Here is a 12,508-nt window from a genome sequence, read left to right as displayed (position 1 = left end):
ATTCATCGCTTAGTATTATAAGAATAGTTCTATTTGTTTCTATTCATTATTACAGAATGTTACCGAGCATGTCGGCGTGTAAGGGAATCCAACATTCCTGGCCTGAATCGCGACTATCGGGGGCTGGTGTTGGTAAAATAGGCTTTTGCCTCCGCTCCCACCCAAATCCCTATGCGCACAGACAGCCCTCAGACGATTTACCGCAAAGATTACACGCCGCCCAGCTTCCTGGTCGACAGCGTCGAACTTGGTTTCGATCTCGATCCCGCCCGCACAGTGGTGGCGAGCCGGATCCGCATGCGCCACAATCCGGCCAGCACCAGCCGCAGCATCGAATTGCACGGCGAACATATTGAACTGGTGCAAGTCCGCCTGAACGGCAAGCTGCTCAATCCGTCGCAGTACAAGCTGACGGCCAGCATGCTGACCATTCCCAAGGCACCGGACGATGTTACGCTCGATATCGAAACCGTGCTGGCGCCGCAGGACAATACCTCGCTGTCCGGCCTGTACGTGTCGAACCATAATTTCTTCACGCAGTGCGAAGCGGAAGGCTTCCGCCGCATCACCTTCTTCCCGGACCGTCCGGACGTGATGGCCAAGTACACGGTCATGCTGCGCGCCGACAAGGAGCAATATCCGGTACTGCTATCGAACGGCAACCTGATCGAAGAGGGCGACCTCGGTGACGGCCGCCATTACGCCAAGTGGGAAGACCCGTTCAAGAAGCCGTCCTACCTGTTCGCCCTGGTCGCCGCGCGCCTGGTGTGCCAGGAAGAGCGCTACACCTTGAAGTCGGGCCGCGAAGTGCTGCTGCAAGTGTGGGTGGAAGACGGCAACCTCGATAAAACCGACTACGCCATGCAGTCGCTGAAAAACTCGATCCGCTGGGACGAGGAGCGCTTCGGCCTGGAACTGGACCTGGACCGCTTCATGATCGTCGCCGTCGGCGATTTCAACATGGGCGCCATGGAAAACAAGGGGCTGAACATCTTCAATACCAAGTATGTGCTGGCCAATGCGCGCGTGGCGACCGACGTCGATTACGCGGGCATCGAAGCGGTGGTGGGCCATGAATACTTCCATAACTGGACCGGCAACCGCGTGACGTGCCGCGACTGGTTCCAGCTGTCGCTGAAGGAAGGCTTGACGGTGTTCCGCGACCAGGAATTCTCGGCCGACATGATCGGCACGGATACGGGCCGCGCCGTCACGCGCATCGACCAGGTGCGCACTCTGCGCCAGGCGCAGTTCCCTGAAGACGCGGGCCCGATGGCCCATCCCGTGCGTCCCGATTCCTTCGTCGAGATCAATAACTTTTATACGGTCACGATCTACGAAAAGGGCGCCGAAGTGGTGCGCATGTACCAGACCCTCGTGGGCCGCGACGGCTTCCGCAAGGGCATGGACCTGTATTTCGAGCGCCACGATGGCCAGGCCGTCCAGTGCGACGACTTCCGCGCCGCCATGGCCGACGCGAATGGCCGCGACTTCAGCCAGTTCGAACGCTGGTACAGCCAGGCCGGCACGCCCATCGTCACCGCTTCCACGCGCTACGATGCCGCCAGCCAGACGTTCGAGCTGACCCTGGCGCAAAGCTGCCCCGCCACGCCGGGCCAGCCGAAAAAACTGCCGTTCCACATTCCCGTCACCGTCGGCCTGCTGGCTGCCGATGGCGGCGACCTGCCGCTGTACGTGGATGGCGTGGCATCGAACGGTGCCACCAGCGTCGTGCTGGAATTGACGCAGGCGTCGCGGACTTTCCGCTTCACGAATGTGACGCAAGCCCCCGTGCCGTCGCTGCTGCGCGACTTTTCCGCGCCCGTGGTGCTCGAATACGGCTATACCGACGCCGAACTGCTGCACCTGTTCCGCCACGACAGCGATCCCGTGAACCGCTGGGAAGCGGGTCAGCGCCTGGCCATGGAGCGCCTGCTGAAACTGACCGGCGCCGTCGCCGCAGGCGAAGCGCTGGCGCTGGACGACACCTTCATCGAAGCGCAGCGCGCCTTGCTGGCCGATGAAACGCTCGATCCTGCCTTCCGCGAGCTGGCCTTGATCCTGCCGTCGGAAACCATCATCGCCGAGCGCCTGGCGCAAGTCGATCCGCAGGCGATCCATGCGGCGCGCCAGTTCATGCGCCGCACCATCGCTGCCGCGCTGAAACCTGAGCTGCTGGCGCAATACCACGCCAACCAGACGCCGGGCGAGTACAGCCCGGACGCCCTGTCGGCCGGCAAGCGCGCGCTGAAAAACCTGGCCCTGTCGTATCTGCTGATTGCGCCCGCAGCGGCGGAGCTGGACCTGGCGCGGCTGCAGTTCGACAATGCCGGCAACATGACGGACCGCGCCGCGGCACTGGCGGCGCTGATTCATTCCGGCTCGCAGCCGCATGCGCAGGCGGCCCTGGCCAGCTTCTATGGCGATTTCGAGAACGAGGCGCTGGTGGTCGACAAGTGGTTCGCCATGCAGGCGGCCGCGCCATCGACCGATGTGCAAGCCGTGCGTCAACTGATGACGCATCCGGCCTTCACCCTGAAAAACCCGAACCGCGCGCGCAGCTTGATCTTCAATTTCACCAACGCCAATCCGTCGCAATTCCATGCGGCTGACGGCAGCGGCTATGCCTTTTGGGCCGAACAAGTCATCGCGCTCGACGCCCTGAACCCGCAAGTGGCGGCCCGCCTGGCGCGCTCCATGGACCGCTGGCGCCGTTACGTGCCCGCGCTGCAAAGCCACATGCGCGAGGCGCTGGAAAAAGTCGCCGGCCAGGTCAGCCTGTCGAATGACGTGATGGAAGTCGTCAGCAAGGCATTGGCCAATTAACACCGCAATAATCATCAAAACAGAGGGATTTCATGAAACGCATCAGTCTTACGCAATACCTGGTTGAAGAGCAGCGCTCGAACAACAGCATTCCGGCCGAACTGCGCCTGCTGATCGAAGTCGTCGCGCGCGCTTGCAAAACCATCAGCCACGCTGTCGGCAAGGGCGCGCTCGGTGAAGTGCTGGGCACGGCCGACACGGAAAACGTGCAGGGCGAAGTACAGAAGAAACTCGACATCATCTCCAACGAGATCCTGCTCGAAGCGAATGAGTGGGGCGGCCACCTGGCGGCCATGGCGTCGGAAGAGATGGAATCGATCCACCCGATCCCGAACCGCTATCCGAAGGGCGAATACATGCTGCTGTTCGACCCACTGGATGGTTCCTCGAACATCGACGTCAACGTGTCGATCGGCACCATCTTCTCGGTACTCAAGGCGCCGGACGGCATGGGTCAGCCGACCGAACAGGACTTCATGCAGGCGGGCAGCAAGCAAGTGGCGGCCGGCTATGCCGTGTACGGCCCGCAAACCATGCTGGTACTGACCTTCGGCAATGGCGTGAACTGCTTCACCCTGGACCGCGAGATGGGTTCGTGGGTCCTCACGCAAAGCAATATGCAGATTCCGCCGACGACGAAGGAATTCGCCATCAACATGTCGAACGCGCGCCACTGGCATCCGCCCGTGAAACGCTATGTCGATGAACTGCTGGCCGGCGACACGGGCCCGCGCGGCACCAACTTCAACATGCGCTGGATCGCTTCGATGGTGGCCGACGTGCACCGCATCCTGAACCGCGGCGGCATCTTCATGTACCCTGCCGACCTGCGCGATACGTCGATGCCGGGCAAGCTGCGCCTGATGTACGAAGCGAACCCGATGGCCTTCATCGTCGAACAAGCCGGCGGCGCAGCCACCGACGGCCAGCATCGCATCATGGACATCGCCCCGCACAAGCTGCACCAGCGCGTACCCGTCTTCCTCGGCTCGAAAGACGAAGTGGCCCGCGTGACCGCCTACCACGCGGAGTAAAAAGCCGCACTTTTCCACGATTTTTAGCGGCCCGCAGCCGGGCCGCTAAAAAAATGCAAAAAAGTTCGCGTTGACACTAGCAAATTTTGTGCATTGTTTGTAGAATGTGGGTCTTCGCCGTTGTAGCTCAGTTGGTAGAGCAGCACATTCGTAATGTGAAGGTCGCCAGTTCGATTCCGGCCAACGGCACCAAGTTTCATCAGAAAACCCGCTTGCTTGCAAAAGTCAGCGGGTTTTTTGTCGTCCTCGATTTCAGCGCCATGGCTGACGGGACCAATCTGTATTGGAAGCAGGCCGCGAGCTCGAACCCGGGCGCGGTGCTCCGCTGGCATATACGTCTGCAGGCTACAATATTGCATTGGCTTTTACATCAGCGGAACTCTACCCATGCCCGAAAAACTGTCCCAGTACCTGGCCTCGCTCGACGCCTACGATGGCGATGCGCCACCCGTGATTGATCTCGATCTCTACTTTGCAGGCAATACCGACGAAGAGTCGATCGCGCCGAACCAGTGGGGCTATGGCCGCCCGCCGATTGCGCAGTTGTATGAAAGGTTCCGCGAGATCGCCGCCAGGCCGGACGTGGAAAAGGTGCTGGTCGGCTTGCACCAGGATTGGTGCGACTATGGCGAGGCGGACGTGGACGCGAAACGTTTTCCGCCTGCGGAAAACGTGCATATCTTCACGTCCGCACGCCAGGACGAGGTGGAGCGCTGGATCGCCGGCATGGAAGCCGACGGCGTCATCCCCGGCTGGCCTTACGGCAAGCCCGACAACGCTCCTGACCCGTCACAGGGCTATGCCGTACTGTCGGTCTGCTGGGACTGAGCGCCGCTCAGAAATTGTGCCTGATCCCCAGCGCCACACCCGACATGGTGGCGCCCGCCCTGCCTGTTTCGTGTCCCAGGCTGTTGATGGCAAAGTCGGCGATGCCGTGGCGGCTGTTGGCCAGGCGCGTGTAGTAGGCATACAGGCTGCTGCGTTTCGACAGCTGGTAGTCGTAGCCGGCGGTGGCGTGGGTGGCGCCCGTATCCGCTCCCGCACGCACCGTGCCGATGCTTTCCAGCGCGCCGCCGCTGGCGCTTTGGGCATGCGCCAGGCCGAAACGCAGGCCGTGGCGGCCGAACTGGCGCGTGGCGGAGACATACACCGTGCGGCGGTGCAGTTCGCCCGTGGGCGTCGCATAGCGCAGGCTTTCCAGCGCCAGCGCCAGCTGCGTGGCGCTGTCGACGCGCCAGGCCAGGGCCAGCTTGCTGCCACGGTCGGAGAGTCCGCGTCCCTGATAGTCGTGGTGTGCCTCATGCGCCAGGGTGGCGTACAGGGTGCCACCGTCATAAAGCAAGGCGGCCGAGGTCAGTGCCGGATGCGCGCCGCTGGCGGGTCGTTCTTCCCCCATGCCGCGCGCCACGCGCAGCGACCAGCCTTGCCACTGCGGCGTCCAGTAATGCACGCTGTTTTGCTGGCGCCGGTCGAAGGAATACGTGTTGCTGGTATTGCTTTCGGTGGCGCCCGCGCCGTTGCCCATCAGGCTCATGTAGCCGGCCGTGGTGGGGTAGAACGGGTCGAGCGCGGACGTGGCGCTGTTGTAGGGCAGGGTCCAGTTGCCGGCAAAGAGCGTGCCCCACGGTCCGGCAATACCGACGCGCGTGTCGCGCGCGGCGATTGATCCTGCGCCCGTATCGGGCGACAAGGTGCCCTCGACCTGGAACAGCGCCTGCCAGCCGCCGCCCAGGTCTTCGCTGCCGCGAAAACCGAGTACCGAGCGGTTGTTGGATACGCGCTGCACGCTGTCGCCGCTGGCGGACGAGTGCATCGCTTCGAGCGCCACGTTCAGGCGGCCGTACAGCTGCACATTGTCCTGTGCCGCGGCGGGCAGGGCAGCCGCCAGCGCGAGCGCGCCGGCCGCCAGCAGGGGCAATCGCGTCAGCATGGCCTCAGAACGCAAAGCAGCTGCAGCCCAGCGCGCCCCAGAAGCCGGAGTGGCTGGAGACGGGCACGGAACTCTTGCGCGCCACGTCATGGGCGTGGGAGTGCACGCCGCAGGCGCCCTGGCACTGGTGCTGTTGCATCACGCTGCTCTTTTGCGGCGGCGCGGTGCGGTAGTGGCCGGCCACGTTTTTCACGGGCGACCAGTCGGGCAATACGGGGATCGGAGGCGGCGCCAGATTGGAAAATTCCGCCTGGCCGTAGACGATCTTGCCGCCGACGATGGTGAGCACCGATTCGATGGACTTGATCGCCTCTTCAGCTATGCTGAAAAAATCCGCGCTCAGCACGGCCAGGTCGGCCAGCATGCCTTCCTGGATGCGGCCCTTCTTGCCTTGCTCGCTGGAGAACCAGGCGCTGCCCGCCGTCCACAGTTCCAGCGCCGTGTCGCGCGACAAACGGCTGCCCGCGTCGTACAGGCGCAAGCCGCCGACGGTGCGGCCCGACACCAGCCAGTACAGCGCCGTCCACGGGTTGTAGCTGGCGACCCTGGTGGCGTCGGTGCCGCCGCCTACCGGCACGCCCGAGGTAAGCATGCGCGCGATCGGCGGCGTGGCCTTGGCTGCTTCGGCACCGTAGCGGTCGACGAAGTACTCGCCCTGGAAAGCCATGCGGTGCTGGATGGCGATGCCGCCTCCCAGCGCCTTGACCCGGTCGATGTTTTTCGGCGTGATGGTTTCGCAGTGGTCGAACATCCAGTGCAGGCCGTCGAACGGAATGTCGCGGTTGACCTTTTCAAAGACCGTCAGCATGCGCTCGATCGATTCGTCATAGGTGGCGTGCAGGCGGAAGGGCCAGCGTTTGGACACCAGGTGGCGCACCACCTTTTCCAGTTCGTCGTCCATGCCGGGCGCCAGGTCCGGGCGCGGTTCGAGGAAATCCTCGAAGTCGGCGGCGGAAAACACCAGCATTTCGCCGGCGCCGTTATGGCGGTAGTAATCGTCGCCCTGGCCCGGCGTGACCATCTCCGTCCATTTTTCAAAATCCTCCAGTTCGCGGCCCTTGTTTTGCGTGAACAGGTTGTAGGCGATGCGTATCGTCAGCTGCTCTTTTTGCGCCAGTTCCTCGACCACCGCGTAGTCTTCCGGATAATTCTGGAAGCCGCCGCCCGCGTCGATGGCGCTGGTCAGGCCGAGTCGATTGAGTTCGCGCATGAACTGGCGCGTGGAATTGACTTGCAATTCTCGCGGCAGGGTCGGACCCTTGGCCAGGGTCGCATATAAGATCATGGCGTTTGGACGGGCGATCAGCATGCCAGTGGGGTTGCCGGCAGCGTCGCGCACGATTTCGCCGCCAGGCGGGTTCGGCGTGTTCTTGTCGTAGCCGACCACGCGCAGGGCGGCGCGGTTCAGCAGGGCACGGTCGTACAGGTGCAGGATGAAGACTGGGGTGTCGGGCGCGGCCGCGTTGATTTCATCGAGGGTCGGCATGCGCTTTTCCGCGAACTGGAATTCGTTCCAGCCGCCCACCACGCGCACCCATTGCGGATTCGGCGTGCGCAAGGCTTGCTCCTTGAGCATGCGCAGGGCGTCGGCCAGCGAAGGCACGCCTTCCCAGCGCAATTCCAGGTTGTAGTTCAAGCCGCCGCGGATCAGGTGCAGGTGCGAGTCGTTCAGGCCGGGAATGACCGTGCGGCCACCCAGGTCGATCACGCGGCTGTCGGGCGCGCGGTGGCGCATGACGTCTTCAAGATCGCCCACGGCGAGGAATTTGCCGTCGGCGATGGCCACGGCGCTCGCTTGCGGGCAGCTTTTATCGACGGTATGGAAGCAGCCATTGAGCAGGATCAAGGGTGCGGCGGCGGGGAGGGTGTGTTCTGGCATGGTGCAGCTCCATGGTTGCGGTGCAGGGGGGGAGGGGGCCGGCGTGCGCGGCGCGAAAGTCACGTCGGCCAGTGTAGCGGACGTCCCGCGCTTGAACACGGGCCAAAAGATCAGGTGGCGCGTCGCGCACTGGCCGAATGGCGGGGGCGGCGGCCGGCCGCATGGCTTACCATGCAGGCAGCGGCGCCGGGGCGCTTCCCTGGCGCGTTTTTCGTTTTTTAGTGCATTGCACGGTATCAGGAGTCATTCGATGGATCAGCCACCACATAGCCGTTTATACGGCACCAGCCTGGGCTTTTTGGCCGGGTATGTCGATACGCTGGGCTTTATCGCCCTCTTCGGCCTGTTTACGGCCCATGTCACGGGCAACTTCGTGCTGATCGGCGCCGCCCTGGCCGAACCGACGCGCATCCCCATCCTGCTGAAAATCCTCGCTTTTCCCGCCTTTATCGCCGGCATCGTCGTCACGCGCCTGATGGTGCTGGCCATCGAGCGCCGCGGCGGTCCGGCGCTGACGCTGGCTTTCCTGCTGCAATGGATCTTGCTGGCCGGTTTCATGGTGTTCGGCATCCTGGCCGAGCCGGTCGGCAAGGAAGTGGGCACGCTGGCGATGTTCGCCGGCTTGCTGGGCACGGCCGCCATGGGCGTGCACAGCGCCACCAGCCGTCTGCTGCTGGCGCACCTGGCGCCGACCTCCATGATGACGGGGAACGTGACGCAGATCGTGCTCGACACCGTCGACGTGCTGCGCGGCGCGGCCGACGAGGGCACGCGCGCGCGCTGCGGCAAGTTCTTCTGGCCGCTGCTGGCCTTTGCGCTGGGCGCCATCGCTGCCGGCTTTGGCTACCTGGTCTTCGGTTTCGCGGCGCTGGCCGTGCCGCTGGTGCTGCTGGGCGGCCTGATCGTCGTGGAGCAGCGTAGCGGTCGGACCGCCGTGCCCGTGCCCTGACAGCCGCGATGCGCGCCTTCCTGCTGTGGCTGATGTTCATGCTGGCCAGTCCTTGCGGGCTGGCCATCGATGCCGCACGCGGCATCCATCAGCTGCAGCACACGCGCTGGATGGCCAGCGACGGCGCGCCCGACGATATCATCGTCATGGCTCAGGGCAATGACGGTTTCCTGTGGCTGGGCACGCATGCGGGCGTGCGCCGTTTCGACGGCCTGCGCTTCGAGCCCGTGCGCGCGCGCCAGGGCAGCTTTCCCGACACGGTGGCGCTGGCGCTCAAGCGCGCCTCCGACGGCGGCATGTGGATAGGCTGGCAAGTGGGCGGCATCAGCCACGTCAAGGATGGCGTGGTGCGCAATTACGCCGAAGCGCAGGGCGTGCCGGCGGGCGCCATCTGGGGCTTTGCCATCGGCGGCGACGGCGCCTTGTGGGCGGCCGGCGTGTCCGGCATCTCGCGCTTCGATGGCCTGCGCTGGCAGGCGATGGGACCGGCGCAGGGCTACACGGCGCAAAAGGCGTCCGCCGTGTTTGCCGACCGCGATGGCCGCATCGCCGTGTTCAGTGAAAACGGCCTGTTCATGTGGCAGGCGACGCAGTCGCGCTTCGCGCCGCCCATTGGCCGGCTTGACCTGCGCGCGCCGCCGCAGCAGGGACCCGACGGCCGCATTTATTTGCTGGAGATGCGCGGCATCCGCATCATCGAGTCGCTGGAACGCTATGAGCAGCTCGATCATCGGTGGATTTACCGCGATACGAGCGGCACCAGCGGCAGCATGCTGGTCGATCGCGCGGGCACCTTGTGGTTCGACAGCCAGTACGGCTTGCACCGCACGCGCAGCAGCGGCGCGCTGGCGCCGGGACAGCTGGGCATCAGCGGCGACACGGAATCGTTCCTGCCCCGCGATGGCTTGAGCAATGTCCTCGTCGGTTCCATGTGCGACGACAATGAAGGCAATGTCTGGGTTGCCACGTACGGAGGCCTGGACCGTTTCCGCCAGGCCGCGCCCGTGGTCCTGCGCACGCGTGCCGCGCCCGGCGTGGCCGAAGTGTTCCGTACCCAGGAAATGCTGGCCGGACCGGCAGGCGCGATGTGGCTGTCGCGCGATGACGTCCTGGGGCCGCTGCTGCTGGCGCGGGCCGACGGCACGGTGCTGCGCGCGCCGCGCCTGGGCCCCATCAGCGCCATCCTGGAAGCGCCGGGCGGCCCGTGGGTGGCGGCCCGCGCCGGCCTGCAGCAGCTGGCCGGCGAGGATGGGCGCGTACTGCGCACGATCGCCTATCCATCTGGCGCTGCCGCGGTCAAGCGCATGCGCGCCGGCGTGCTCGCGCCCGATGGCAGCATCTGGGGCGTGTTCAGCGGCGCCGGCGTTTTCCAGTATCGCGACGGGGTCTGGCGGCGCGAACCGCTGCTGCCCGGTGGCGGCGCGAAAGTGCCGCTGGCGCTGCTGGCCGACGCGGCCGGGCGCCTGTGGCTATCGTATGCCGATGGCAGCGTCGCCATGCTGGAACGGGGGCGGCTGCACGCCTTCGGTCCCGCGGAGGGCCTGGACCTGGGCAAGATTCCCATGCTGATCGAATACCACGGGCAGGTGTGGGCGGGCGGGCAGCGTGGCGTGGCGCTGTGGCGCGGCAGCCGCTTCGTCACCCTGCGCGGCGAGCCGGCCAGCGCCACTGAGGGCGTGGTGGGCCTGCTGCGCGCGCGCGACGGCAGCCTGTGGCTCAATCACGGCAGCGGCGCCGCGCACATTCCGGCCGCGGAAGTGGACCTGGCGCTGCGCGACGCCGCCCATGCCATGCGCGCCACCTCGTACGACGCCGTCGATGGCTTGAACGGCAGCATCGGCATGCTGCACAACCGCTCGGTTGCCGAAGCGGACGATGGCAAGATCTGGTTTTCGCGCCAGAGCGCGACGTTCTGGATCGATCCGCGCCAGACGCTTGCTCCCTTGCCGGCGCCACGCGTGGAAATCGGCGCGCTGCTGGCCGACGGCCGACGCGTCGATCCGCCCGCAAGCGCCGGCCTGCAGCTGGCGGCAGGCACGCGCGACGTGCAATTCCATTACAACGCCGCCAGTCTGGGCACGCCGGAGCGTTTGCAGTTCCGCTACCGGCTCGACGGCTACGATACGCAGTGGCAGCAGGCGGGCGGCCGGCGCCTGGCGCAGTACACGGGCCTGGGGCCGGGCAGCTACCGCTTTGAAGTAATCGCGGCGAATGGCGACGGCGTGGCCAGCACGGTGGCGCAACTGCCGTTCCGCGTGCTGCCCGCCTTTTACCAGACCTGGTGGTTCCGCAGCCTGTGCGCGGCGGCGCTGCTGGCGGCCACATACGGCGTTTGCCGCTGGCGGCTGGGCCAGCACGCCGCGCGCCTGCAGGCGCGGATGGAGGCGCAGCAGGCCGAGCGCGAGCGCATCGCGCGCGAGCTGCACGATACCCTGCTTCAGGGCACGCAGGCGATGATCCTGCACTTTCACAATGCCAGCATGGCCATCGCCGAGGATGACCCCGCGCGCGCCGCCATGCTGCGCGCGCTCGACGATGCCGACCGCATGCTGGGCGAGGGACGCGACCATGTGCACGACCTGCGCGCGGGCGACGATGCGGGCGCGCGCTGGAGCGCCATCCTGCGGCGCGAAGGCGAGCGTCTGGCGGCGCAGCACGGCATCGTGTTCCGCTATGCGGAGGAAGGCGAGGCGCGCATGCTGCATGCGCGTGCCGCGCATGAAATCTACCGCATCGCCAGCGAAGCGCTGCGCAATGCCTTCCAGCATGCGCGCGCGCAGGTGGTCGAGGTGGCGGTGCGCTATGCGTGCGGAGGCATCGAACTGCTCGTGCGCGACGATGGCCAGGGCTTGCCTCCGGTAGTCGCCGCGAACGGGCAGATTCCCGGACACTGGGGCATGCCCGGCATGCGCGAGCGCGCGGTGAAACTTGGCGCGCGCCTGACTGTGGGCGGGCGCGATGGGGGCGGCACGCAGTGGCGCCTGCGGGTGCCGGCGCACCGCGCCTGGCCGCTGGCGCACGGCCCGCTGCGCCGCTGGTGGCAGCGCTGGCGCCGCTCAGGCGTCGAGGATGCCGCGCCGTAGCGCGATGGTGACGGCGTGGGTGCGGTCCCGGGCGCCCAGCTTGGCCAGGATGGTGCTCATGTGCGCCTTGACGGTTTCTTCCTTGATTTGCAGCAGGGCGCCCGTCTCGCGGTTGGAATTGCCTTGCGCAACCTGCTTGAGCACGTCCAGTTCGCGGTTCGACAGCACGTCGCTGCAGGCATACAGCGCCAGTTCCGCCTCGATCTCGGGCGTGATGTGGCGCCGCCCCGCATGCACGTTCTGTATCGCCGCCAGCAATTCGTGGCGCAGCGCGCTTTTCAGCACATAGCCGCATGCGCCCGCGCGGATGGCGCGCAGCACCTGCGTGTCGCCCTTGTAGGTGGTCAGCACGATGATGCGCGCCTGCGGATGGCGTGCGCGGATGGCGCCGATGGCGTCAAGGCCGTTCATGCGCGGCATCTGCAAATCCATCAGCGTGACATCGGGCTGCAGCGCGTCAAACTGCTGCACCGCCTGCTGGCCATCGGTGGCCTGGCCCACCAGCGCCACGCCGGGAAAGGCGCGCAGCAGGGCCGCGATGCCGTCGAGCAGTAACTGGTGGTCGTCGGCAATGAGGACGCGTATCGCCGCCGTATCGCTGCACATGATGTTGCCTGGCAAAGAGGAGTTATCGATCAAGAGTCGTCGGAGCATGGTGAGCAAAAGGTATTTTACCGCAGCGCCCGCCCTCCTGCAGGGGGCATTTCCCGGAGGCAGCCTGCATGCCAGCCTATATTTAGATAGTGGTGCGGGAACGCCGCCAGGCATACGATGCACGGCAGTACCCACTCAACCCTTTCTTCATGG

Annotated in this window: 8 protein-coding genes and 1 tRNA gene; 6 read left to right on the top strand and 3 right to left on the bottom strand. The window is 65.5% G+C overall.

Annotated elements, in window-relative coordinates:
• Window positions 1-171 precede the first annotated feature (171 nt).
• The 4 genes from pepN (at window position 172) to O3297_RS16405 (ending at window position 4,688) form a co-directional block, all read left to right on the top strand.
• Complete coding sequence (gene pepN / locus O3297_RS16420) at window positions 172-2,826, top strand: aminopeptidase N (RefSeq protein ID WP_305049187.1); 2,655 nt, start codon at window positions 172-174, stop codon at window positions 2,824-2,826.
• A gap of 32 nt (window positions 2,827-2,858) precedes the next feature.
• Complete coding sequence (locus tag O3297_RS16415; protein ID WP_092608140.1) at window positions 2,859-3,860, top strand: class 1 fructose-bisphosphatase; 1,002 nt, start codon at window positions 2,859-2,861, stop codon at window positions 3,858-3,860.
• Window positions 3,861-3,976: 116 nt separating this feature from the next.
• A tRNA-Thr gene (locus O3297_RS16410) sits at window positions 3,977-4,052 on the top strand.
• A 195-nt stretch (window positions 4,053-4,247) separates the two neighbouring features.
• Window positions 4,248-4,688, top strand: a complete 441-nt coding sequence (locus O3297_RS16405; protein ID WP_305049186.1) for a hypothetical protein — start codon at window positions 4,248-4,250, stop codon at window positions 4,686-4,688.
• 7 nt (window positions 4,689-4,695) lie between these two features.
• Here O3297_RS16405 and O3297_RS16400 read toward each other — a convergent pair whose 3' ends face one another.
• Both O3297_RS16400 and O3297_RS16395 read right to left on the bottom strand, forming a co-directional pair.
• A complete protein-coding gene (locus tag O3297_RS16400) occupies window positions 4,696-5,790 on the bottom strand; it encodes a porin (RefSeq protein WP_305049185.1) in 1,095 nt (364 codons plus the stop codon).
• A 4-nt stretch (window positions 5,791-5,794) separates the two neighbouring features.
• Entirely contained in the window at window positions 5,795-7,669 is a 1,875-nt protein-coding gene (locus tag O3297_RS16395) for an amidohydrolase (protein WP_305049184.1), read from the bottom strand.
• A 250-nt stretch (window positions 7,670-7,919) separates the two neighbouring features.
• Between O3297_RS16395 and O3297_RS16390 the strand changes: the two genes are divergently transcribed.
• Both O3297_RS16390 and O3297_RS16385 read left to right on the top strand, forming a co-directional pair.
• On the top strand, window positions 7,920-8,618 hold the full coding sequence (locus O3297_RS16390) for a YoaK family protein (protein ID WP_092608148.1): 699 nt from the start codon (window positions 7,920-7,922) through the stop codon (window positions 8,616-8,618).
• Between the two features lie 8 nt (window positions 8,619-8,626).
• Window positions 8,627-11,701 carry a sensor histidine kinase gene (locus tag O3297_RS16385; RefSeq protein ID WP_305049183.1) on the top strand — a complete coding sequence of 1,025 codons (3,075 nt, stop codon included), beginning with the start codon at window positions 8,627-8,629 and terminating at the stop codon, window positions 11,699-11,701.
• On the opposite strand, the gene O3297_RS16380 is transcribed toward O3297_RS16385, so the two are convergent.
• A complete protein-coding gene (locus O3297_RS16380) occupies window positions 11,675-12,307 on the bottom strand; it encodes a response regulator transcription factor (RefSeq protein WP_305049182.1) in 633 nt (210 codons plus the stop codon). The genes O3297_RS16385 and O3297_RS16380 overlap by 27 nt on opposite strands.
• Window positions 12,308-12,508 lie beyond the last annotated feature (201 nt).

It is taken from the genome of Janthinobacterium sp. SUN128, assembly GCF_030587275.1.
Lineage (GTDB): Bacteria > Pseudomonadota > Gammaproteobacteria > Burkholderiales > Burkholderiaceae_D > Janthinobacterium > Janthinobacterium lividum.
This window is presented reverse-complemented; position numbering and strand designations above follow the sequence as displayed.